Annotated in this window: 21 protein-coding genes; 10 read left to right on the top strand and 11 right to left on the bottom strand. The window is 60.3% G+C overall.

What is annotated here, in order from left to right; genetic code table 11:
* Positions 1-37: 37 nt before the first annotated feature.
* Together CAK95_RS15865 and CAK95_RS15860 are read right to left on the bottom strand one after the other, a co-directional pair.
* Positions 38-1012: a DnaJ C-terminal domain-containing protein gene (locus tag CAK95_RS15865; protein ID WP_086088782.1), complete on the bottom strand. Its 975-nt coding sequence runs from the start codon at positions 1010-1012 to the stop codon at positions 38-40.
* 95 nt (positions 1013-1107) lie between these two features.
* Positions 1108-1620: an RT0821/Lpp0805 family surface protein gene (locus CAK95_RS15860; protein ID WP_245303423.1), complete on the bottom strand. Its 513-nt coding sequence runs from the start codon at positions 1618-1620 to the stop codon at positions 1108-1110.
* A gap of 16 nt (positions 1621-1636) precedes the next feature.
* Between CAK95_RS15860 and pdxH the strand changes: the two genes are divergently transcribed.
* Positions 1637-2278, top strand: coding sequence for a pyridoxamine 5'-phosphate oxidase (gene pdxH / locus CAK95_RS15855; RefSeq protein ID WP_086088781.1), 642 nt, complete (start codon positions 1637-1639; stop codon positions 2276-2278).
* 58 nt (positions 2279-2336) lie between these two features.
* A complete protein-coding gene (locus tag CAK95_RS15850) occupies positions 2337-3092 on the top strand; it encodes an SDR family NAD(P)-dependent oxidoreductase (protein ID WP_086088780.1) in 756 nt (251 codons plus the stop codon).
* A 5-nt stretch (positions 3093-3097) separates the two neighbouring features.
* Here CAK95_RS15850 and CAK95_RS15845 read toward each other — a convergent pair whose 3' ends face one another.
* Positions 3098-3727 carry an MSMEG_1061 family FMN-dependent PPOX-type flavoprotein gene (locus CAK95_RS15845; RefSeq protein WP_086088779.1) on the bottom strand — a complete coding sequence of 210 codons (630 nt, stop codon included), beginning with the start codon at positions 3725-3727 and terminating at the stop codon, positions 3098-3100.
* A gap of 144 nt (positions 3728-3871) precedes the next feature.
* Here CAK95_RS15845 and CAK95_RS15840 point away from each other — a divergent pair, with 144 nt between their 5' ends.
* Positions 3872-4678: an AraC family transcriptional regulator gene (locus CAK95_RS15840; protein ID WP_086088778.1), complete on the top strand. Its 807-nt coding sequence runs from the start codon at positions 3872-3874 to the stop codon at positions 4676-4678.
* On the opposite strand, the gene CAK95_RS15835 is transcribed toward CAK95_RS15840, so the two are convergent.
* Together CAK95_RS15835 and CAK95_RS29255 are read right to left on the bottom strand one after the other, a co-directional pair.
* The gene (locus tag CAK95_RS15835) at positions 4675-5664 is read right to left on the bottom strand and encodes a magnesium transporter CorA family protein (RefSeq protein WP_086088777.1); all 990 of its coding nucleotides are present in this window, start codon (positions 5662-5664) and stop codon (positions 4675-4677) included. The genes CAK95_RS15840 and CAK95_RS15835 overlap by 4 nt on opposite strands.
* Positions 5665-5774: 110 nt before the next feature.
* Complete coding sequence (locus CAK95_RS29255; RefSeq protein WP_157699644.1) at positions 5775-5951, bottom strand: hypothetical protein; 177 nt, start codon at positions 5949-5951, stop codon at positions 5775-5777.
* Positions 5952-6342: 391 nt separating this feature from the next.
* Here CAK95_RS29255 and CAK95_RS15830 point away from each other — a divergent pair, with 391 nt between their 5' ends.
* On the top strand, positions 6343-7026 hold the full coding sequence (locus tag CAK95_RS15830) for a L,D-transpeptidase (protein WP_086088776.1): 684 nt from the start codon (positions 6343-6345) through the stop codon (positions 7024-7026).
* Positions 7027-7106: 80 nt separating this feature from the next.
* Here the strand turns inward: CAK95_RS15830 and CAK95_RS15825 are convergent, their stop codons facing one another.
* Positions 7107-8033 (bottom strand): metallophosphoesterase, encoded by a 927-nt coding sequence (locus tag CAK95_RS15825; RefSeq protein WP_086088775.1) that lies wholly within the window; start codon positions 8031-8033, stop codon positions 7107-7109.
* 94 nt (positions 8034-8127) lie between these two features.
* Positions 8128-9006: an extensin-like domain-containing protein gene (locus CAK95_RS15820; protein WP_157699643.1), complete on the bottom strand. Its 879-nt coding sequence runs from the start codon at positions 9004-9006 to the stop codon at positions 8128-8130.
* A gap of 517 nt (positions 9007-9523) precedes the next feature.
* On the opposite strand from CAK95_RS15820, the gene solA reads away from it, so the two are divergent.
* The 5 genes from solA (at position 9524) to CAK95_RS15795 (ending at position 15761) form a co-directional block, all read left to right on the top strand.
* Positions 9524-10663, top strand: a complete 1140-nt coding sequence (gene solA / locus CAK95_RS15815; protein ID WP_245303422.1) for an N-methyl-L-tryptophan oxidase — start codon at positions 9524-9526, stop codon at positions 10661-10663.
* Between the two features lie 163 nt (positions 10664-10826).
* Entirely contained in the window at positions 10827-12467 is a 1641-nt protein-coding gene (locus tag CAK95_RS15810) for a fatty-acid--CoA ligase (RefSeq protein ID WP_086088773.1), read from the top strand.
* Positions 12468-12470: 3 nt separating this feature from the next.
* Complete coding sequence (locus CAK95_RS15805) at positions 12471-13739, top strand: DUF898 family protein (protein ID WP_086088772.1); 1269 nt, start codon at positions 12471-12473, stop codon at positions 13737-13739.
* Complete coding sequence (locus CAK95_RS15800; protein WP_086088771.1) at positions 13736-14860, top strand: M48 family metallopeptidase; 1125 nt, start codon at positions 13736-13738, stop codon at positions 14858-14860. The genes CAK95_RS15805 and CAK95_RS15800 overlap by 4 nt, the downstream gene beginning before the upstream one ends.
* Positions 14861-14888: 28 nt before the next feature.
* Complete coding sequence (locus CAK95_RS15795) at positions 14889-15761, top strand: DUF1499 domain-containing protein (protein WP_086088770.1); 873 nt, start codon at positions 14889-14891, stop codon at positions 15759-15761.
* Here the strand turns inward: CAK95_RS15795 and CAK95_RS15790 are convergent.
* Positions 15740-16657 carry an MBL fold metallo-hydrolase gene (locus CAK95_RS15790; protein WP_086088769.1) on the bottom strand — a complete coding sequence of 306 codons (918 nt, stop codon included), beginning with the start codon at positions 16655-16657 and terminating at the stop codon, positions 15740-15742. The two genes, CAK95_RS15795 and CAK95_RS15790, sit on opposite strands and share 22 nt — an antisense overlap.
* A 135-nt stretch (positions 16658-16792) precedes the next feature.
* On the opposite strand from CAK95_RS15790, the gene CAK95_RS15785 reads away from it, so the two are divergent.
* A complete protein-coding gene (locus tag CAK95_RS15785; RefSeq protein ID WP_157699642.1) occupies positions 16793-17947 on the top strand; it encodes a DUF2336 domain-containing protein in 1155 nt (384 codons plus the stop codon).
* Positions 17948-17960: 13 nt separating this feature from the next.
* Here CAK95_RS15785 and araD read toward each other — a convergent pair whose 3' ends face one another.
* The 3 genes from araD to CAK95_RS15770 all read right to left on the bottom strand — a co-directional run bounded on the left by araD (position 17961) and on the right by CAK95_RS15770 (position 22587).
* Positions 17961-19688 (bottom strand): L-arabinonate dehydratase, encoded by a 1728-nt coding sequence (gene araD, locus CAK95_RS15780; protein ID WP_086088767.1) that lies wholly within the window; start codon positions 19686-19688, stop codon positions 17961-17963.
* 30 nt (positions 19689-19718) lie between these two features.
* Positions 19719-20642: a Bug family tripartite tricarboxylate transporter substrate binding protein gene (locus tag CAK95_RS15775; RefSeq protein WP_183044356.1), complete on the bottom strand. Its 924-nt coding sequence runs from the start codon at positions 20640-20642 to the stop codon at positions 19719-19721.
* A 277-nt stretch (positions 20643-20919) separates the two neighbouring features.
* Positions 20920-22587, bottom strand: a complete 1668-nt coding sequence (locus tag CAK95_RS15770; RefSeq protein ID WP_157699641.1) for an FAD-dependent oxidoreductase — start codon at positions 22585-22587, stop codon at positions 20920-20922.
* Positions 22588-22638: the final 51 nt, after the last annotated feature.

The following is a 22638-nucleotide window of genomic DNA, read 5'->3' as shown; positions in this document are numbered from 1 at the left end:
AGCTGACAAGGACCAGCAGGCGCCGCCAGCGACTAACTTAGCCAAGATTCTTGCGCGGATCGTAGGGCTTCTCGTCCCGCCACTTGCGCATCAGCTCTTCAAGCTCACCATCGCTCTGGTCAGGCAACACGATCCGCACGGTCGCAAACAGATCGCCCTTGCCGGTTTTGTCCGGCAGGCCTTTGCCTTTGAGACGGAACGTCCGGCCGCTATTGGTGTTGGCCGGAATCGCCAGCTCCACGGCACCATCGAGTGTCGGCACGCGCACCTTGCCGCCAAGCACCGCTTCGTAAAGCGTAATCGGCAGTTCAAGACGCACATTTGAACCGTCACGCTCGAAATACGGATGTTTGGCGATATTCACGGTGATGATCGCATCGCCTGGCATGCCGCCGGCACCGACGAAGCCTTGGCCCTTGAGCCGGATCTGTTGTCCGTCGGAAAGACCAACCGGAATTTTGACATCCACTTCCTTGCCGGTCGGCAGATAGACGCGGCGCGAACCGCCATGCGCAAGGTCGGACAGCGAGATGGTGACGGAGGCGGTCACATCCTGACCCGGCGCCGGTGCAAACTCCTCTGGTTCGAACGGCGTACCGCCGGCGCGGCCACGTGCGCGGCCCCCCATCATCTCCTTAAGAATTTCGTCAATGCCGCCAAAGCCACCACGGGCGCTGCGCTGCTGGCCGCCTTGCGGTCCCCAGGAGAATGTTTCGAAATGCATGTCGGGACCAGCAGAGCCGCCACCGAAACCGCCGGGATGCACGCCTTCAAAGCCAGTAAAGCGCGGCTTACCCTCGGCATCGATCTCACCAGCGTCGAACTGCTTGCGCTTCTTCTCGTCGCCGAGAATTTCATAGGCGGCATTGGCCTCAGCGAAACGCGCAGAGGCTTTCGGGTCATCCTTGTTGGCGTCGGGATGGTGCTTCTTGGCAAGCTTTCGAAAGGCTGACTTGATCTGGCCAGCCGCAGCCCCCCGCGGCACCCCCAGAACGTCGTAGGGGTCGCGCATTCAATAAACTCCTTGAAAACAGAGGCCGGCTCCCGGCCGACTTGTCAGTCCCGGTTATTTGGGATTGTAATCCGGCTTTCGCAACGTCGAGGCGCTCACGTTCGCCGCCATGGTTTGAGACGGCGTATCTCCCATTTCCCCTTACCACCCCGGCAGGCCTCCCCCTGCATCCAGGATTCCTCCCCCTCGGCCACATAGCTTGCGAGGAAATCGCGGCACAAAGCACCTTCCATTCGATAGGAAGCGGCCAAGGGTGTCACCGTGCCCCTCGCCCCCGATTGCGGATTTTCCCAGGGCTGGCTCGAATCCTTGGCTCCTCGGCTGAGGATTTCCGCCGCAGCCATCTTCGCATAGGCCAGATCGGAGGCCGGCGGCATATGCGGCGCCTGCTCGTCAGCGCGCGCCACAACCGGGACCGAGCCCGTCTGGACAGGTTTATCCTCGTCCTTTCCGAACATCGATCCGAGCTGGTAACTGGTGCTGCAACCGGCCGCTAGGCTGGCGATCATCATCGCGCCCGCGCATGCCAGCGGCCGGCATAGGCGCGCCGGGCGCATTCGCCTATATACGATCTGCCCGACGGTAAAACGCGAGAACAGGCCGGTCACTCGGCTCCCCAGACACATGACAGATACACCAGCCATTCAACAGTCAGAACCGTTAAGGAACGGTGATTTCACAGAAAGCTCTGAGCCTTTGGCGCTGTTCGCGGCATGGCTGAAAGAAGCAACGCAATCCGAACCCAATGATCCCAATGCCATGGCGATCGCGACCGCGGGCTCCGACGGATTTCCGGACGTGCGCATGGTGCTGCTCAAGGGCTTCGATAGCCAGGGCTTCGTGTTTTACACAAACCTGGACAGCGCCAAGGCACGCGAACTGAAGGAACGGCCGGAGGCCGCCCTTCTTTTCCACTGGAAATCACTCCGCCGTCAGGTTCGCATCCGCGGCCATGTCGAGCCTGTGACCGACGCAGAGGCCGACGCCTACTTCGCGACGCGCCCACGCCTTGCGCAGATCGGTGCCTGGGCCAGCAAGCAATCGGCGCCGCTTGAAAGCCGGCTCGCATTCGAAAAAGCCGTTGCGCAAGTCACTGCGCGCTATCCGCTTGGAACAATTCCAAGACCGCCTTTCTGGTCCGGGTTTCGCGTCGTTCCTATATCACTCGAGTTTTGGCACGATCGCCCGTTCCGGCTGCACGATCGCATTGTCTTCGCGCAATCCGGAGACAATAAAACGTGGACAAAGACGCGCCTCTATCCGTGAGCTTATTTGCCTTGAGCTAATTTGCAGACGCTTTTGAGTGCCCCAGCAGGATCAACGAATGCCCCCGTCGTCCGATAACGGCCCACGCCGCACGCTGCTACTGACCGGCGCCAGCCGTGGCATTGGGCATGCGACGGTGAAACGCTTTTCGGCCGCGGGCTGGCGGGTGATCACCTGCTCGCGTCATCCGTTTCCAGAAAACTGTCCGTGGGAAGCAGGTCCCGAAGATCACATCCAGGTCGACCTCAGCAGCCCTGAAAATACCGCCGAAGCAATTGAAGAGATCAAACGGCGGCTGCCCGACGGGCAACTGAATGCGCTGGTGAACAACGCCGCGATTTCGCCGAAGGCCGAGGGCGGCAAGCGGCTGAGCGCAATCGGCACCGATATCAAGGTCTGGCAGCATGTCTTTCAGGTGAATTTCTTCGCACCGATCATGCTGGCGCGCGGCCTGATTGATCAGTTGAAAGTCGGGCATGGCTCGGTGGTGAATGTGACCTCGATTGCCGGCTCGCGTGTGCATCCTTTCGCCGGCGCGGCTTACGCAACTTCCAAGGCCGCCCTGGCATCGCTCACGCGGGAAATGGCTGCCGATTTCGGCCCGCTCGGCATTCGGGTGAATGCCATCGCACCGGGAGAAATTGACACGGCGATCCTGTCGCCGGGAACGGAAAAGATTGTCGAACAGCAGATCCCGATGCACCGCCTTGGTACCCCGGACGAAGTCGCGAAGATCATTTACGTGCTGTGCACGGAGACGTCGTCATACGTGCATGGTGCCGAGATTCACATCAACGGCGGCCAGCACGTCTGATTAGATCAATAGAGCTCAGTCTTGACTGAATGGTCGTAATGCGCGTCCAGCGCGTCCGGCGATACATCCTTCAGCTCCGCGAGCGCGGCCAACATCGTTCCGACACTAGGCAACGTCTTTCGGTCGATCCGGCTCGCCGGATCCCAAAGCTTGGCGCGGTTGATGGCCTTGCCGCAATGAAACAGCACCTCCTCCACCACGACGACGATTGCGCATTTGGGCTGGCGCTGCCCTTCCGCCAGATCGGCAAGGAGACCGGGCGTGGTGGATATATGCGCACGACCATTGATGCGCAGAAAGACGTCCAGCCCCGGAAACAGGAACAACAAACCGGCGTGGTCGTCCTTGAGCAGGTTGCGGAGCGACTCGATGCGGTTATTTCCGGGCCAGTCGGCAAAAGCCACGGTTCGTTCGTCGAGTACACGCACAAAGCCCGCCTGGCCGCCGCGCGGCGTTGCATCCAGTCCGCGGTCGCTGCCAGTCGCCAAGCAGAAGAACGACGCAACACGCAAATAGGCCCGGTGAAAATCCAAAAGTTCCCGCGTCACCGCTTTCTGGATCATCGGGGACGGCGGTGCATAGAGCCGATCCAGTTCGGCGGGATCGGAAAGGATATCTGGCTGAGCTTGGCTCATGATGGGACTCCACAACGGCCCGGAGCGTCGGGCCTGATTTCGACAACGACCAAGCGTCAGCAGGGCGATACGGCGGTGTCACACGTAGCGGGGATCTATTGGCGCTGCTAAGCTAACAATGCCATTCGATAACGCGAAGATGCCATGGCTGGTCCGCCCGAAAGCCCGTTTGATGCAGATACAGAAGAAGAACGGCCCCTGCTGATCGCGGTGGCACATGGCGAGCCCGACTCTCTGGTCGCCGAAAGCCACAGCCATGCTTACGGGCAATTGGCCGGCGCGTGGCGCGGCCTGCTCACGCTTGGCACCGAGACAGGGCAGTGGGTTGTGCCAGCCGTGCACGCTGTCTGGATCCCGCCGCATCAGGTCCATTCGGGCCGGTCGCACGGTCCCTTTGACGGCTGGTGTGTCTATATCCGGCCGTCGATTTGCCGGGACCTGCCCGATCGGCCTGTGACCATGCGAACATCCGGCCTGCTGCGAGAAGCGGTATTGCGCATGGCGCAGTGGAAAGGCCAGCCGCTGGACGACATACGTCTGCCTCTCGCACAGGTCATCCTCAACGAGATCCGGACGCTTCCCGCGGAGAGCTTGGGTCTGCCGATGCCGCGCGATCCGCGTTTATTACGAATTGCAAACGCCTTAGCCGAACACCCAGAAGACGATCGCGATCTCCACGCGTGGGCATCATGGGCGGGTGTCGCCACGCGAACCCTCAGCCGCCGTTTCGTATCGGAGACCGGCTTCACCTTCACCGCATGGCGTCAACGCGCGCGCTTGTTGCGATCGCTCGAGATGCTGACGGAAAACACGCCGGTGACGAGCGTCGCGCTCGATCTTGGCTATGACAGCATCAGCGCGTTCATCGCGCTGTTCCGACGAACATTTGGCGTGACACCAGGCGAGTATGTGCGGAATGCAACGAGGGTAGGAAACAAGCAGCTCTTTTAAAGCCACTTCTTCCACTTGAAATAGAGATAAGGCACCACGGACGATATAACCATCGCGATCAGCGCGAGCGGATAGCCGGCCGCCCATTTCAGCTCCGGCATGAACTCGAAGTTCATGCCGTAGATCGAGGCCACAAGAGTCGGCGGCATCATCACGACTGCGACAACCGAAAACAGCTTGATGATATTGTTCTGTTCAATGCTGACGAGACCCAGCATAGCGTCAAGCAAGAAGGTGATGCTGTTGGTCAGATAAGTCGTATGGTCCGACAGCGACTGGGTATCTCGCTGCATCGTCTTGAGTTGCGCGCGCATTTCCTTCGACCAGCGCATGTCCTCTCCCTCTTGGGCGAGAAACAGCACCAGACGGCCGATCGAGACGAGGCTCTCACGAACTTTGGATGTGAGATCGCCCTTTCGGCCGATCGTGTACAAAATGCCCTGATAAACGCGGGACGAACCACCGCGGCTGCGGCGCGTCTCGAACACCTTCTGCGAGACCTGATCGACCTCCATGCCGATGCGCTCAAGAATATCGGCGTTGCGATCGATGACGGCATCCAGCAAATCCATCAGCACCGTCTGCCCGGTGACATTGGACGGACAGGCGCGGCCAAGCTTATGGCGCGTCATCGCGAATGGGCGTGGCTCGTCATAGCGCACCGTGACCAGGCGCTGCCCTGCCAGAATAAACGAAACCGGCGTGGTGACGGGAGACGGCGTATCCGATTGCGACATCAACGTCGCAGTCATGTAGCGCGCACCATTCTCGATATAGAGACGGCTGGAAATCTCGATTTCCTGCATTTCCTCGCGGGTCGGGATTGCAGCCCCAACCAGTTTTTCCACCAAGCGGTCTTCTTCAAGGGTCGGGTTGAGGAGATCGAGCCAGATGGCTGCCTCTGGCAGCCCTGCAGGCAGGCCCTTCTCGCCTTCCAGAATCCGTGGCTCGAGAGCCGTGCCTCGCAGAACGTAAACAGTCAGCATGCTGCCTCCGCCGTCTGCGGAGCGACCGCAGCGCGGCGGAAGTCATGGCGAGGTACCGTGCTGACTTCAAGTCATTATTAGCCCCCGCACACAGCGCTGCGGGGCGCGGCTCAATCAGTCTCGCGAGCCTCTACCGGCACATAGGCCTGTTTTTTCGCTTCGCTGCGATTGCGATAAGGTAACGTTGCGACGACGGCTGAAATTGCAATTCGGCCGTATCGGCGGTCGAGGCTGGCCTCGGTTTGCCGGCTTTCAGGCGACTGGCCAGAAGCCTTGGCGGTATTCATCGTATCCTCCTTATTGGACGGCATTTCATCCCACGCGTGGAATGTGACTCCGAGATTGGGTTCCAGTGAGGCGGAATTGGGCTTCAATCGTGAGACTTGATGGCATCCGCCACAAACTTTAGTGATCGGGCGCGCGCGGACGTTCATTGCGCTTTGCCGGTACGTCTCCACCGGATACGGTAAACCGTCGTTTAACGGGTTGGTGAGATTATTCGCACAAGCCCAATCGGCATCACGGTCTTTGGCACTCGGAAGAGTTGCGGCTTTCAGGCAACACCTTCACAGGACCAATCGCGAGGACGGGCTTACCCGCTGGATGATTCGCAATTCTTTCGGATATGGTCCTTAAGAATCTTCGCCCGGTGCGGCGCAAAAATAGGGAATTTAGGCGATGCGCCTGTTAGCGCTTCTCTTGGTCGGGCTTAGCGTTTCGGGCTGCGTCGGCACGCTCTCGACGGCGACGCTGGAACCTGCCTCAGAGGCGAACTTCAAGCCGCGCGATCGCGAACTGCTGTCCAAAGTGCCTTACGCCAAGGCGACGATTCCGGAGCCGTATCGGCGGCACATCGTCACCTATCATCGCAAGGAATCTCCGGGTTCGATCGTGGTCGATAGCGACTCCCGCTTCCTTTACTACGTGCTCCCGGAAGGTAAGGCGATCCGTTACGGCATTACCGTTGGTGAAGAGGCGCTTGCCTTCTCGGGCATCGCCAAGGTCGGCCGCAAGGCCGAATGGCCGACCTGGGTGCCGACCGCAGCGATCAAGGAACGGCTTGGGCCAAGTATCCCGAACGTCGTCGGCCCCGGCCCGCATAACCCGCTCGGCGCACGCGCGCTCTACCTTTACACAGGCGGCAAGGACACGTTGTACCGGATCCATGGCACCAACCAGCCTGAATATATCGGCGCCTCGGTGTCGTCCGGCTGCATCCGCATGACCAACGAGGATGTTATCGACCTCTATGGGCGGGTGAAGGAAAACACGGTGGTTGTGGTGCTGGCGCCGAAACAGGGCGATTCCCCGACCAATCCTCAGGTGGCCTTCGGCATGCCGGATCGCTTTTCGATCCAGTAAAGTCGAGTTCCAAGTTTGGCAAACGGCGCCATTTTTTGGCGCCGTTTTTATTTGGGCGCTAACTGGCGACGAAAGCCGATCTACCCACCCAGATCGACGCGCACGATTTCCGGCGGCACGCCGAGCCGGATCGGTAGACCGCTAGTGCCAAGGCCGCCTGAGACGATCATGTCGCGGCCACCTTCCGAGATATGCCCGTAGGCGAAACGGGCGCCATACATGGACGGGACAAAGCGCGGCCAGATGAACGGCACACGGACCTGGCCGCCATGCGTGTGTCCGGCCAGCGTCAGCGACACACGATCAGGTACATCCACGAAGATATCCGGCTCGTGGACCATCAACAGAACCGGATCGTCGGTTTTGATTTGCGCCATGGTTTTTGGCAGATCGTCGACGCCCCTGAATCGACCCGGCGAAATGTAATGCGCGATCTGATCGCCCAGCCCGGCCAGCCAGAAGCGTGACTGCCCTTCGCCCAGCAGGACGGCGGTGTTTTCCATGACAGGGATCTTGGCTTGCGCCAGGGCCTGCCGGATCTGCGACAGGTGAAACCACCAGTCGTGATTGCCGAGGATCGCGTGCACACCAAGCGGTGCCTTGAGCCGCGCCAGCTCCGCCGACCACACAGCGGCAGGCACCACCTCCGTCACGAACCGGTGTGTCGCGATGTAATCGCCAAGCAACAGGACAATGTCCGAATTCAGATTGTTGGCGACCTCGACGATTTCGTTGATGCGCGCAGCGCCCATATTCGGTCCGCCGGCATGGATATCGGCAATGACAGTCACACTGAGTTTCAAGCCGGCGGGCCAGCCACGGGGGGTGAGCCGATAACGGGTCACCCCCAGCATCATCGCCGCCTCGGCGCCTGAATAGCCCGCAACCGCAGATCCTGACACAGTGACAAGTCCGACGCCGCCCAGCAGCAGCGACCGCCGGCTGATACCGGTGCGCGCAGGCGGCTCCTCGGCCGGCAATAGGTCGGCAGGACGGACGGGCTTCATGGGGGGCGTTTACACCATCGCGATGAAGGGACGGTTCACACGATCATCAAAAGTCCGGGACATCGCGCAAAAACTCTATGCTTACCAAGCATTTTCACGGGGCTTCCTGGGGCCGCGGACGCGGCAGTGGAACCTCGTCAACCGCAGCCAACACATTCCACTGGCACAGCCGGTAACCGCCGCGCCGCTCTGCCAGATCGACGTGAATATGGGTTTCATGATGGCCATCGGAGCCTGGGCCAAGAACCGTCGTAAAACGGGCACAGGTCTGCTTGCGGACGGTCTCGCGGAAATCAAAGGCGAAATTGCGATCCGTGAACCCGGCGAATTTCCCGTTGGCGAGGTGAATACCGCGGACATCGATCGCATTGGCCATGCCATGCTCGCTGATTTTGGCGCCAGCAATGCGGTTCCGGCCGCGGCAATCGTAGGACGCATAATTGTCGAGATTGCGAATGGCCGAACCGAGCGCCGCGACAGAAGCCGTCAGGTCTTCTCGGACCCAGGTTGCCACCACTTCCGCCATCGTGCAGCGAAGCGTCGCAGGCGGCGTGAGCGTCACCCTGGACTTGTCCGGCATGATGACGGCTTCGAGCTTCACCACATCGGTCGCGCCACAATCCCCCGGCCCGGCCAGTTCCGCCAGTGACTGGATCACCGCGATACGATCGGCGATGCGCGTATAGCAGGCCGAAGGCTCTTCCGGTTTGCTGTCCGCTACCCTGGACGTCGTGCTCGGATCAGACTCCGCCGCGAATTCTTCCATCGGGACGACGGGACCGTGTTTGCGTTCTGTCGCCGACGCGGCAGCGGCCGGTGACAGTTGCGCGGGCGCAGTCGGCGGCGCTGCTGCAGGCTTGGATTTCGGCAGGGCTTTCTCTCGCGCGAACGCGGGAGCCGCCGCGCATGTCAGAACCGTCACAACGACAAACAGGTGTTGGACAAACAGGTGTTGAAAGAACAGACGTCGCACGCGCGTTATTGCCCCCATCGGAATTATATTTGTGCTGGAAGGCCGCGGCATTGGCAATTGTTGGAGCGAAACGGCTGCGGCCTCATCTCTCCCTTAAAGTTCCCATCCATTCCTGAAAGCGAGCCACAGAGCACCGGCAGAGGAATATGCGCGCCCACCCGAGAAGAGCGGCGGCGATGTTTCACGTGAAAATATTCCTATTAACGGCAAGAGTCATCGCGGAGTGGGCTTTTTCGGGGCGGCCGGGGCCCGTCTTGGCGCCGTGTTCATGCTCCTAGAAGTCCGGTTGTTCGAGCCGGAGCGGGCACTGCGAGCGTTTGAAGGCCCGCAAGTACGGCAAAATGCATCGCGGCTGTTCTGCGCCTCTGTCTGCCCCGGATGCAGATTGCATAAACTGATCTGCACTGCTCGCGGGAACGGTCGCACTACAATCCACAACCGCCATAGCCCTGCGGCTGATCTCGCCGCTGCCCTCATGCTAGCGTTTGTCGCAATAGACATATGGAAAATTCAGAACGTGACCCATGACGTAATCGTGGTTGGCCTCGGCGCGATGGGAAGCGCGGCGCTTTACCACCTGACCCGACAAAACTTGGCCCGGCAAAATATCCGCGTCCTCGGCCTTGAGCGTTTCGAACCTGGGCATGAGCGCGGATCGTCACATGGCCGGACACGGATCATCCGTCACGGCTATTTCGAACATCCGTCCTATGTGCCGCTTGTCCGTCGTGCCGCGGCGATGTGGCGCGAGCTCGAGCAGCAATCTGGCCAAAGCCTGATGACTGTCACCGGCATCGCTGAAATCGGCAACCCGGATTCGGAATTGATCAAAGGAACATTGGCCGCCTCGCGTGAGCATGAGCTTCCGCATGAAATCCTAACTGCGCGCGAATTGATGAAGCTCTATCCGGCCTTTCGCATTCCAGAGGATTTCGTTGCCGTTCTTCAGCCGGACGGCGGTTTCGTCCAGGCCGAAGCCGGCATCCGCGCGCATCTGAGACTTGCCGCTGCAGCCGGGGCGGAAATTCATACGGGTGAGCGTGTCGTTGCCATTGAACAGTTCAGCACCAACGTCCGGGTCACAACGGAGCGCGGCACATTCGAAGCGGGCTCTGTGATCGTCAGCGCCGGCGCGTGGACAAAGTCGCTGCTGCCGGGTCTCAACTTGCCGCTTCAGGCGACCCGGCAGGTGCTGCTCTGGGTCAAGCCGGCGCAACCCGATCTGTTCAGGGTCGGCTGGTTCCCAGTCTTCATGATCGAAAGCGAAGACGGCATTCATTACGGATTTCCGCTGCATGCCGAAGACGGATTGAAAATCGCCAAGCATCATCATGCCGGAGAAATTGTTGACCCGGACAGCTATGATCGCACCGTCTCGCCTGCCGATGAAGCGTCCATCATGAAACCGATCCATCGCTTCCTGCCGGCAAGCGCCGGTCCAATCGTGTCGGCAAGGACCTGCCTCTACACCATGGCGCCTGACGAAGATTTCGTGATCGACCGCGCCCCGGGCCAGGAGCGCATCATCGTTGCGTCGCCCTGTTCCGGACATGGCTTCAAGTTCGCGCCGGCCATCGGCCAGGCGCTGGCGGAACTGGCGCTGAGGGGAAAGACTTCGTTCGATCTCAGCAGGTTTCGCATCGGCCGCTTTACCTAGCCGCTTCCGCGCCTTTAGAGCGTTTTCGAGCGAAGTGGATACCAGTTCGCGTGAAGAAAACGCGTCAAAACAATAAGCTAGAGCCCCGGCTTTGATTCCATCAACGCCGGAAAAGCTCTAGTCTCTCTCCAAGGACAAAAACAAAATGTCTAGGGAGATCTCCATGCGCGGTCTGATGCAAGACTGGCCCCTGCTCTGCCACCGCATCCTCGATCATGCCGCGACGATGCATGCCGAGCGCCTCATTATTTCGCGTTCGATCGAGGGCCCGATCCACAAAACGACCTACAGCGAAGCGCGACACCGTGCACTCAAGGTCTCGCAGCGGCTTGAACGCGACGGTGCGCAACTCGGCGACCGCGTCGCAACCTTGGCCTGGAATACATGGCGCCATTTCGAAGCCTGGTACGGAATCATGGGCATCGGCGCGGTCTATCACACGATCAATCCGCGCCTGTTTCCCGATCAGATTGTCTGGATCATCAATCACGCCGAAGACCGTGTGGTCATGACGGACCTGACGTTTGTGCCGCTGCTTGAAAAGCTCGCCGCTCGATTGCCGACAGTCGAACGCTATATCGTTCTGACCGACCCGGCGCACATGCCCGAAACGTCATTGAAGAATGCCGTCTCCTATGAAGCCTGGATTGCAGAATCCGATGGCGATTTCGCATGGAAGACGTTCGATGAAAATACCGCGGCCGGCATGTGCTACACCTCCGGCACCACCGGCCACCCCAAAGGCGTTCTTTATTCTCACCGCTCGAATGTTTTGCACTCGATGATCGCGACCGCCGGCGATGCGATGGGAATCAGTTCGCGCGACGTGGTAATGCCGGTGGTGCCGATGTTTCACGCCAATTGCTGGGGCATCGCACTGACTGCACCGATGAATGGCGCCACGCTGATCATGCCGGGGCACAAGATGGATGGCGCATCGATCTACCAGATGCTTGATGATTATCGCGTCACCTTCACGGCGGCGGTGCCCACGATCTGGCTGATGCTGTTGCAGCATCTCGAAGCAACCAACGCCAAACTGCCATATCTGAAGCGCGTGATCATTGGTGGTTCCGCCTGCCCGCGCGCAATGACGGAGAAATTCGAGAAGAATTATGACGTTGAAGTCATTCACGCCTGGGGCATGACTGAAATGTCGCCGCTCGGCTCGCTCTGCACGATCAAGCCTGAATATGCGGATCTGGGCGGCGACGCCTTGCTCGATATCAAGATCAAGCAGGGTCATTCACCGTTCGGCGTCGAGATGAAGATTACCGACGATCTTGGACGCAAGCAGCCCTGGGACGGAAAGACATTCGGCCGGCTGAAGGTCCGCGGCCCGGCGGTGGCCCGCTCGTATTTCAAGGCGGATGATGAGGACATTCTCGACGACGAAGGCTTCTTCGATACCGGCGATGTCGCGACCATCGACCGGAATGGCTATATGCAGATCACCGACCGCTCGAAAGACATCATCAAGTCCGGCGGCGAGTGGATTTCCTCGATCGATCTGGAAAATCTTGCAGTCGGCCATCCCAAGGTTTCGGAAGCGGCTGTCATCGGCCTTCGTCACCCAAAATGGGACGAGCGGCCGCTCCTGATCGTCGTGCTGAAAAAAGGCGAGACAGCCGGCAAGACCGAAATCCTGAATTTCATGCGCGGCAAGGTCGCCAAGTGGTGGCTGCCCGACGACGTTGCCTTTGTCGATGAAATCCCTCACACCGCCACCGGAAAAATTCAGAAAACGGCATTGCGTGAACGCTTCAAGGACTACATCTTGCCGGAAACGACCGCTGCGGAGTGAAACATGTCGGTGACAGAGGCGGCCGTTGCCGGCATGGTCAGCGGCGCGCCATCGCGGCCGATCCGCTTTATCGGCGCCGATAAGGATTATTGGCGCATTCTGGTCCGCGGCGCCTTTCTGCTCATGGTCACCCTCGGGCTGTACCGTTTCTGGCTCGCCACCGATATCCGCCGCTTCCTGTGGGCGCATACCGCGATCGACGGCGAGCCACTGGAATATTCAGGCACGGCGATCGAATTGCTGCAGGGCTTTCTGGTCGCGATCGCGCTGCTTTTGCCGATTTATACGGTCTTCCTGATCACCGTGCTCGATCTTGGCCTTATTGGAAATCTGCTCAGCGGATTCGCAGTGCTGCTGCTCGTTTTTCTCAGCCAATACGGTATCTATCTCGCCCGCCGCTATCGTCTCACCCGCACCGTGTTTCGTGGTCTGCGGCTGCATCAGACCGGCTCGGCCATCCGCTATGCCGTCTGCGCGATCTGGTGGTGGTCGCTGACGATCATGACCTTCGGCCTCGCCTATCCATTCAATCGCGCGGCACTCGAGCGCTTCAAGATGCGCAACACCTATTACGGCGATCTGCAAGGGCGATTCGAAGGTTCGGGCTGGCGCCTCTTTGCTCGCGGCTTCCTGCTATGGCTGCTCGTCATGGCGCCGGTCCTTGCCGCATTGTCGTCGTTCGCGCTCGTCGATTGGGTCGCGGCCACGGGCGCGATGCGCGGCGGCGGCGATGTGCTGGGGCGCATGGAACGCGCAAGCCCGGGATTCGTGGATGCTGTCGGCTTCGGCATTATCGCCATCGTTGCGAGTTTTATCCTGGCGCTGCTGTTGCTGCCTGTCTTTCATGCGATCGTGACACGCTGGTGGGTGTCTGGCATGCGCTTCGGCGAGATCGTGGCCGTATCGCATTTGCGGACGCGCGACGTGTATTTCGCCTATCTTCGCTTCGTCGGCTACGTGCTGCTCTTTGCGCTACTTCTCGTCGTCGGCATTTTCGTTGCATTGTTCCTGATCGGGTTGAGCGCCCACACGGCATCGTCAGAGATAGCCGAAATTATCTCTGTCTTGATGATGGTCGGCATCTACGTCGTAACCGCTCTTGGCCTGTCGACGCTGTATCAAGCCGTCGTATCGTTATCGGTCTGGCGGCTCGCGGCGGAATCGACAGAACTATCGAACACGGAAAGGCTGGCACATGTTCAGGCAGCGGGTGAAGCGAGTTCACCGCTCGGCGAAGGCATCGCCGATATTTTGAATTTGGGCGGCATATGACCGGCACCGCACCACGCTCCTGCCCAGCCGTCTATTACGATGGTGTCACGTCAGCCCGTCACCATGTGACGATCGCGCTTGCGGCCGAAGCGGTCATCATCCGCAGCGCCGATGGCGCAGTCGTCGACGAATGGTCCTATCCGCGGATGAAACACATGTCCGCACCGGAGCATATCTTCCGCATCGGTTTGCGCGGCACATCGAGCCTCGCGCGTCTCGAAGTCACCGATCAGGATGTCGCCCACCAAATCGATCTCGCCTGTCCGGATATCGACCGCACCGGCGCCAACGCCCGCGCCCAGCGGCGGCAAGTGATTGCATGGAGCTTTCTTGCCGCGATTTCGCTGCTCCTCGTTGGCGCCTATGGCGTTCCGGCGATTGCCGACCGGCTTGCTCCGATTGTTCCCCAGGGGATCGAACGGCGGCTCGGAGCTGCTGCCGACACCCAGGTCCGGGCGATGCTCGACAAGGGCCCGGAGGGCCGGCCCTTCGAATGTGGGGGCGCCAGTGTCGAAAAAGCCGGAGAAGCCGCTTTTGAAAAGCTGATGGACCGGCTGCGGACCGCCGCCGGCATCAGGATCCCCCTACAGGCAGCCGTGATCCGCCGGGACGAGGCCAATGCCATCGCCCTGCCCGGCGGCCATATCTATGTGTTCCGGGGACTGATCGACCAGGCCCGCAATGTCGACGAGGTGGCCGGCGTCATCGCCCACGAGCTCGGCCATGTGGCACATCGGGACGGTACCCGCGCCATTCTGCAGACGACCGGCCTGTCGCTGATCTTCGGCATGCTGCTGGGAGACTTTGTCGGGGGTGGCGCCGTGGTCATCGCAGCCGAATCGCTGCTCAAATCGGCCTATTCCCGGGACAAGGAGGCCGCCGCCGACGATTATGCGGTCAAGACCATGCTGTCCCTCGGTGCCGATGCCCGCGCGCTCGGTGGATTTCTCGCCCGGATCGCCGGAACAAACGGAAAAGGCTCGATTTTCCTCGATCACCCGGCCACACAGGACCGCGTAGCGCGGATCAACGCCATGGCGCCGCCGCAAAAAGGTGGCGCAACATTACTTGACGCGGCCGAATGGGCGGCCTTGAAACGCATCTGCGCGGGTTATCGCTGACACTCACAAGAACCCGCAGGACAAGACGATGGCTCGCCGCCGCCTCCCGGATGAACCCTATTCGAAGCTCGCGATCTGGTCGCGCCGGTTCGCGCTGTTCGCGATCGTGGCGGCGCTGCTGGCGATCATCATCGTCCGGTCCGGAATCATCGAAGTCGTTCCCGGTCTTGTGACCTTTGGCGGCGCCCTCGCCGTCGCGGCGGTTGGCATGCTGCTGGCGCTGATGTCGTTCGTGACGATCTGGCGCCAGGGCCTGCGCGGGCTCGGCTATGCGGTGCTCGCCATCCTGATCGGCGGCGCTTTGCTCGCCTACCCCGTCTACCTTGGCTACAAGGCCTATAAGCTGCCGGCCATCGCCGATATCACCACCGATGTGCTGGACCCGCCTGCGTTTGACGCCATCCGGCGGCTGCGCTCACGCACCACCAATCCTGTGCAATATGCCGGCCTCTATGCCGCCGAGCAGCAGCGGGAGGCCTATCCGGACATCGTACCGCTCGAACTGAGCGTGTCGCCGAAAATCGCCTATGACCACGCCCTCGCGCTGGTGAACAAGCGGCGCTGGCTGGTGATCGATTCGCGTGAGCCCCGGCCCAATCAGCGTGAGGGCCGAATCGAGGCGGTGGCCCGCACGCCGATCATGGGCTTCCGCGATGACGTGGTCATCCGTATCCGCGGCAATGACGAGGAAGCACGCGTCGATGTGCGTTCATCGTCTCGCTACGGCTTCCATGACATCGGCAGCAATGCCTCGCGGATCAGCACGTTCCTCGATAATCTCGAAGAGAATATCAACGTGGCGCTGGAGCGTGAAGAGCGGCGCCGGCCAATACCGAAGAAAGCACCGCTCCCGACCAAGGCCACCAAGGGACAACAGGCTCAGACGCCTGCCAAACGGTAGACACCGGCGATCGACGGCACGCCTTCTGTCTGCACCACACCGCGCGCAACAAGATCCTCAAGATGCGCCAGTACGGATAGTCCCGCAGCTCCGATCAATCGCGGATCGATGCCGATATAGATTGCGCGCACCAGCGTCGGGATATCCGTCGCACCCTTTCCAAGCCGATGCAGGATCGATTCCTCCCGTCCCAGACGGTGGCGGATGTAGCTTTGCACAAAGCGCGGCGCTTCGCGGATCATGTTGCCATGCCCGGGAAAGTAGACTTCTTCGCTCCGCTTGGCGAGTTTATAGAGCGAAGCCATATAGTCGCTCATCGCACCGTCCGGCGGCGCGACAATGGACGTCGACCAGCCCATGACGTGATCGCCGGAAAACAACGCATTGGTTTCCTTCAGCGCATAAGCCATGTGGTTGGCACAATGGCCGGGCGTGGTGACCGCCTCCAGTGTCCAGCCCTCGCCCTCGATGATTTCCCCATCCGCCAACTTGTGGTCGGGGTGGAAGTCCGTATCGCCGGCCGCATCGAGCGGGTTGATCTCGCCGATATGCAGCGGCCGTGACGCGCGATGTGGTCCTTCGCCATAGGTTTTGGCGCCGGTTGCCGCCCGGATTGCGGCTGCGGCAGGGGAATGGTCGCGATGCGTATGCGTGAGGATGATGTGGGTGACGGTCTCGTCGCGTACGGCCTTCAGCAGCGCGCCGATGTGAACCGGATCGTCCGGACCCGGATCGATAATCGCGACATTTCCGCGCCCGACGATGTAGCTGACCGTTCCCTTGAACGTGAATGGCCCGGCATTGCCGGCGCACAAGGCACGCACTTTCGGGGCAATATCCTTCAGGACTCCCGGCTCAAGATCGAAGCTTTTGTCGAAGGGAATGTCGTCGTTCATTGAACTTTCCAGATCCGTTCAGATTTTAATCACACACGAAACATTTGAAGCCAAAAGCATTCAATTATTTCGCTTATTGAACTTAAATGACAGCGGGTTGCCGCGTTTTTCGAGCAAATGCAAGTAGACACAACGATGATGCAGGATAGCGCTTCTCTGATTGAGGAACTGGAATCCGCGATTGCCGCGGGTACCCCGGATAAACGCCTGAACGCCCTAACGCGGATTACTGACCTTTTCATTGCCGGGACGGGTCATCATTCACAAGGCGTGATCGACCTGTTCGACGACGTCTTGTCGGCCCTGATCGCCACCATCGAAGTGAATGCGCGCGCACAATTGTCGCGCCGTCTCGCCCGCTGCACCGACTCTCCGCCGAAAGTCCTGCGCTCGCTGGCTTTCGACGATTCCGTTGCCGTTGCCGGGCCAGTGCTGACCAATTCGTCCCAGCTCACCGACAAAGATCTCATCGACAATGTCAATACCAAGAGCCAAGGCCATATCGAGGCCATCACCCAGCGCCAGAGCCTGAGCGAGCCAGTTACCGACGCGCTCATCGAGCGCGGCAACGATCGCGTTGTGCGGCTGGTGGTGAAGAATGCCGGTGCGCGCATCTCCCACAAAGGGTTCGGCAAACTGGTCGGCAAAGCCGCCAACGACGAAGGGCTGGCCCGCTATATCGGTGCCCGCCGCGATATTCCACGCGACTTTTTCCTGAAGCTTCTGGAAACAGCCTCCGCAAAAGTACGGGCGAAACTGATTGCCTCCAATCCGACGCTCGCGGATGCTGTCAGAGAGACCGTTTCGGGGATCGCTGCCGACATCAGTGTCGATGTGCGAAATTCCTCGCGCGACCATGCCAAGGCGCGCGCGCGCATCAAGCGGCTTCGCCGCACCGGCCAGTTCAGCGAGGCCGATCTTCACGCCTTCGCCAACGCGCAGGATTTCGAGCGTGTCGCCATTGCCTTCGCAGCACTCGGGGACTTCCCGATCGAACTCGTAGAGCGAGCCCTGCTCGACAAATCTCCCGATCTGATCCTGATCCTCGGCAAGGCCGCACAATGCTGCCGCGCGACGGTCCGCTCGATGCTGCTGATGAAATCGGCCGGCCGCTGCATGTCGGCGATGGACCTCGACGAAACGTTGATTCATTTTGAGCGGCTGAAGGTGAAGACGGCGCGGAGCGCACTGGAATTCTATCGCCTGCGCCTCGGCGTCGACGACAATTCGAATGCACCGTCAAAACTTGCGCTGGCGTGGTACGCCGAGGCGATCCACGCGACGCTATAATCGTTTCCAGGCGTCAGTGGATTTCCGGCTCCGGCGTCGCTGCGCCGGCCTGCAGGAAATCGAAATCGCAGCCGTCGTCGGCCTGTCCGATATGCTGCGCGAACATCGCGCCATAGCCGCGCTGGTAATGCGGCTTTGGCGGCGTCCAGGCCGCACGGCGGCGCGCTAACTCCTCATCGCTGACATGCAGGTGGATGCGCCGGTTGGCGACGTCCACCTCGATCTCGTCACCGGTCTGCACAAAGGCCAGCGGTCCGCCAATGAAGCTTTCCGGCGCGACGTGCAGGATGCAGGCGCCGTAGCTCGTGCCGCTCATGCGCGCGTCAGAAATGCGCAGCATGTCGCGCACGCCGGCTTTCACCAGTTTCTTCGGGATCGGCAACATGCCCCATTCCGGCATACCCGGCCCGCCTTGCGGCCCGGCATTCTTCAGCACAAGGATATGATCGGGCGTGACATCGAGGTCGTCTCGCTCAATCTCCCGTGCCATGTGATTGTAATCGTCGAAGGCGATGACCTTGCCGCGATGCTGGCACAGCCGCTGCTCCGCGGCAGATGGCTTCATCACGCAGCCGCGTGGCGCGAGATTGCCCTTCAACACTGCGGTCGCACCGCCGGCATAGATCGGATCGGCCAGCGAGTGGATCACATCCGGCAGATGCACCTTGCTGCCGGAAATATTTTCACCGACGGTCTTGCCGGTCACGGTCATGCAGGACAGGTCGAGCAGATCACGCAATTCCGTCATCAACGCGCGAATACCGCCGGCGTAATAGAAATCCTCCATCAGGTAATTGCCTGACGGCGTGATATTGGCGATCACCGGCACTTGACGGGAAATCTCGTCGAAACGATCCATGTCGAGCGTGATTCCGGCCCGCCGCGCCATCGCAATCACATGCACGATCGCATTGGTCGAACCACCGAGCGCCATATGAACGCGAATGGCGTTGTCGAATGCGGCCGCGCTCAGAATTTTGTCCGGCGTCAGGTCGTCCCACACCATATCAACGATGCGCCGGCCGGCATTCGAACACATGCGCGGATGGCTGGAGTCAGCGGCGGGGATCGATGAGGCTCCCGGCAGGGAAAGCCCCATCGCTTCCGCAATCGCCATCATCGTTGCGGCCGTGCCCATCACCATGCAAGTGCCGAACGAACGCGCGATGCCGCCTTCCATCTCGTTCCAATCAGCGTCCGAGATATTGCCGGCGCGCTTCTCGTCCCAGTATTTCCAGACGTCCGAGCCCGAACCGAGCCTACGCCCCGCCCAGTTGCCGCGCAGCATCGGCCCCGCCGGAACGTAGATGGCGGGAATGCCCATCGAGATCGCACCCATGATCAAGGCTGGCGTTGTCTTGTCGCAACCACCGAGCAGCACGGCGCCGTCGATCGGGTGCGAGCGCAGCAATTCCTCCGTCTCCATCGCCAGGAAATTGCGATAGAGCATCGTCGTCGGCTTGATGAAGGGCTCGGACAGCGACATCGCCGGCAATTCGACCGGGAAACCGCCCGCCTGCCACACGCCGCGTTTTACGTCTTCTGCGCGCGAGCGCAGATGCGCGTGACAGGCGTTGAGATCGCTCCACGTATTGATGATGCCGATGACCGGCTTGCCATCCCAATCCGGCTTGTCATAGCCGAATTGACGCAGGCGCGACCTGTGCCCAAACGAGCGCAGGTCGTTGACGCCGAGCCACCGGTGGCTGCGAAGCTGCTCGGGTCGCTTACGATCGGTCATGCGCGCCCGAAATGGATATCATTGCCAAGGTCATTCAACAGAGAGGTTTGCGTCCCGAACCACCTTTTCCCATTTGCTGGTCTCGGACGCTACGATTTTTCCGAAATCTTCGGGCGCGCCGGGGATCGGAATACCGCCCAGTGTTTTCAGCTTCGCCTGGATATCGGGATCCTTGAGCGCGAGATTCACTTCTTTGTTGATCAGCTCGATGATATCGCGTGGCGTTCCCTTTGGCACGCTCAACCCGAAGAACGCACTTGCTTCATAGCCCGGCACGGTTTCGGCGACTGTCGGCAGGTCGGGCAATTCGGCTGAGCGCGTTGCGGTCGTCACGCCGAGGGGACGCAGCGTGCCCGCCTTGATGTGCTGCATCGACGGCGGAAGATTGTCGAACATGACATGCACCTGGCCCGCGAGCAGATCGGTCAGGGCCGGCGCGGAACCGCGATATGGCACATGTGTCATCTGCGCACCGGTCATCGACATGAACAACATGCCCGACAAATGGATCGATGTGCCGTTGCCGGATGAGGCCATGTTGACCTTGCCTGGATTGGCTTTCACGTAAGCAATGAATTCGGCGACCGTCTTTGCCGGAACCGACGGATGCACCTCCATCACATTCGGTACGCGGATGAAGCCGACGACCGGATCGGTGTCGCGAATAAAATTGAAATTCAGTTTCTTGTAGAGCGATGCATTGACCGTATTGGCCGGATTGGTGAGCACGAAAGTATAGCCGTCGGGCGGCGATTTGAGCGCCGCTTCGGTGCCGATATTGTTGCCGCCGCCCGGACGGTTTTCGATGATGAATTGCTGGCCGAGCCGCTTCGACAACCAGTCACCGAACAGTCGCGCCACGATGTCGGTCGCCCCGCCCGGCGGATAGGGGACAATAATGCGTGGATTACGGTTGGGATAATCAGCGGCGTAAGACTGTATCGTGGAGAACATCAGAAAACCGATCGCAACAAATGCAATGCGACGGCAGACCCGAAGCTGCAAAGACATTTCCGTGAGCCCTTCCCTAGATGCCCGCGGATGCGTGTCGGCGGGCGTTACAGCTTATTGAGATGTTTCCGCAGGGAGATTTCCTGGCGGAACATCTTTCTGATTGAGCAAAATGTTATGCTGCGACCTCGCGTTGCACAAGCTGTCTGTTGCACAAGGTGCCAGTTGCAAAAAGTGCCCTGAGCCTCTGCGTCGGCCGCATTCTGGGCTGAAGGGAATTCTAGTCGTTCCCGACCACAGTCTTCATCACCGCATCGGCGTCGTCCGCCGTGTTGCCGCGCCACGCAACATGCTGATCAGGGCGGATCAGGACGAGGTCGCGTTCGTAAAGATCGCGGATGTCATTATCCGGGATGTCGAGCGTTGTCAGCGGAACACCGAGAGACTGTGCTGCATTGGCGAAAGCCGTCGGATCCGGGGCATTCGTTCCGAGCCGCAACAATGTGAAACCAAGGCCGAGCTTGTCGAAAAGCGAATCTCCTTCACCGCGACCTAAGCCAAGCCAGGCATGCGGCGCTCGCCCGCCCGGCACAGCCGAGGGCGTGTAATGCGCAAAGTCATCGGCCGGTGGCGGCGCGTCGCCCTCGATAATGATGGATCCGTCATAGCGTGCGCCGAGCTGGACGCCGATCGAGCTGAACTCCTCGCCGAAGGTCGATAGATAGGCCCCGATTTCGCGACGCGCCTTGGCGCCCGCTTCGGAATCATCTTCCATATCGGGAGAAACGCTGACATCGCCGATGTTTTTGGCAAGCTCGCGTGCAGCACCGGTGTTGCGGACCGCAATCGGCAGGCGTTCGGCTTCATAGCTTTCCAGCAGGTTGGGGCCGCCCCATCCCTGCACCATCGCCGCCAATTTCCACGACAGGTTCGCGGCGTCATCGATGCCGGTATTCATGCCGAAACCGCCTGTCGGCGTGAACAGATGCGCGGCATCGCCCGCAAGCAGAACCCGATTATCGGCGAACGTTTCCGCGACCAGTGCGATACCCGCCGTCCATGGCTGCGTCCCGATGACCTCGACCGGAACATCCGCGCCGCAACTGAGTGTCATGGCGTGCTGTACCGCGTCGCCATCAGGCGCAACGGAGGAATCGTTTGGACGCATCCAGAACAGAAATTCTTCTTGACCGTCGAGCGCAATCATCGTGGTGCGCGACTGCGGGTTAACCGCCCAGTGCTGGAACGCCCGGCGATTGCCCAAGATGTCGCGATAGAATGTGGGCGCGCGGATATGGCTCGCAAACATCCGCCCGCCGAAATAAGCCTGCTGCAGCGTGTCCTCGCCCTCATAGCGGATGCCGAGCTGACGGCGCACGAATGAGCGACCGCCATCGCAGCCAACAAGATATTGCGCGCGCCAGCTTTCGCTGCGGCCGTCGGCGATGCTTTCGGCCAGCAGCGACACGCCATCTTTGTGCTGCATGTAGGATTTTACTTCCCAGCCGAAACGCAACGTGATGTTGGGGCGCCCGCGGACGTAATCGAGTAGGAACGCTTCGACATACATCTGGTTGGCGCGCAGCAGCGGCTCGGGATATTGATCGAGCTTGCCCGCTGTCGCGACCATGTGCGCCTTTTGCGCGGCCGACGGCATTTTCAGTCGCGCCAGCTCGTAGCTGTTGAAGCGTGTGAAATAGGCGACATCGCCGGGATAATCCGCAGGCAATCCGAGCAGCCGCAGCTCCGATGCGATACCGAGCCGCCGGTAATGCTCCATCGTGCGCGCATTTTGCGTCGAGCCCTTGGGATGCCAGCGCGTTTCCGTATCGGTGTTGAACACAACCGACGGCACGTCGTAACGATCGAGGAAAAGCGCCAGCGCGAGGCCGACAGGACCACCGCCGACAATAGCGACGGGCGTTTTCTTGGTATCCGACATTGTCATGAACGCGGTACTTGCTTGGGGCATTTGCTCTGACGTTTCTTGGACGTCTTT

The sequence above is a fragment of the Pseudorhodoplanes sinuspersici genome, assembly GCF_002119765.1.
GTDB lineage: Bacteria > Pseudomonadota > Alphaproteobacteria > Rhizobiales > Xanthobacteraceae > Pseudorhodoplanes > Pseudorhodoplanes sinuspersici.
The sequence above is the reverse complement of the archived record's forward strand: the minus strand, read 5'-3'. Positions and strand labels throughout refer to the sequence as shown.

Coding starts and splice junctions, on each gene's coding strand:
- CAK95_RS15865 (WP_086088782.1), bottom strand. CDS start 1,012: ATGCGCGACCCCTACGACGTTCTGGGGGTGCCGCGGGGGGCTGCGGCT.
- pdxH (WP_086088781.1), top strand. CDS start 1,637: ATGACAGATACACCAGCCATTCAACAGTCAGAACCGTTAAGGAACGGT.
- CAK95_RS15850 (WP_086088780.1), top strand. CDS start 2,337: ATGCCCCCGTCGTCCGATAACGGCCCACGCCGCACGCTGCTACTGACC.
- CAK95_RS15845 (WP_086088779.1), bottom strand. CDS start 3,727: ATGAGCCAAGCTCAGCCAGATATCCTTTCCGATCCCGCCGAACTGGAT.
- CAK95_RS15840 (WP_086088778.1), top strand. CDS start 3,872: ATGGCTGGTCCGCCCGAAAGCCCGTTTGATGCAGATACAGAAGAAGAA.
- CAK95_RS15835 (WP_086088777.1), bottom strand. CDS start 5,664: ATGCTGACTGTTTACGTTCTGCGAGGCACGGCTCTCGAGCCACGGATT.
- CAK95_RS29255 (WP_157699644.1), bottom strand. CDS start 5,951: ATGAATACCGCCAAGGCTTCTGGCCAGTCGCCTGAAAGCCGGCAAACC.
- CAK95_RS15830 (WP_086088776.1), top strand. CDS start 6,343: ATGCGCCTGTTAGCGCTTCTCTTGGTCGGGCTTAGCGTTTCGGGCTGC.
- CAK95_RS15825 (WP_086088775.1), bottom strand. CDS start 8,033: ATGAAGCCCGTCCGTCCTGCCGACCTATTGCCGGCCGAGGAGCCGCCT.
- CAK95_RS15810 (WP_086088773.1), top strand. CDS start 10,827: ATGCGCGGTCTGATGCAAGACTGGCCCCTGCTCTGCCACCGCATCCTC.
- CAK95_RS15805 (WP_086088772.1), top strand. CDS start 12,471: ATGTCGGTGACAGAGGCGGCCGTTGCCGGCATGGTCAGCGGCGCGCCA.
- CAK95_RS15800 (WP_086088771.1), top strand. CDS start 13,736: ATGACCGGCACCGCACCACGCTCCTGCCCAGCCGTCTATTACGATGGT.
- CAK95_RS15795 (WP_086088770.1), top strand. CDS start 14,889: ATGGCTCGCCGCCGCCTCCCGGATGAACCCTATTCGAAGCTCGCGATC.
- CAK95_RS15790 (WP_086088769.1), bottom strand. CDS start 16,657: ATGAACGACGACATTCCCTTCGACAAAAGCTTCGATCTTGAGCCGGGA.
- CAK95_RS15785 (WP_157699642.1), top strand. CDS start 16,793: ATGATGCAGGATAGCGCTTCTCTGATTGAGGAACTGGAATCCGCGATT.
- araD (WP_086088767.1), bottom strand. CDS start 19,688: ATGACCGATCGTAAGCGACCCGAGCAGCTTCGCAGCCACCGGTGGCTC.
- CAK95_RS15775 (WP_183044356.1), bottom strand. CDS start 20,642: ATGTTCTCCACGATACAGTCTTACGCCGCTGATTATCCCAACCGTAAT.
- CAK95_RS15770 (WP_157699641.1), bottom strand. CDS start 22,587: ATGACAATGTCGGATACCAAGAAAACGCCCGTCGCTATTGTCGGCGGT.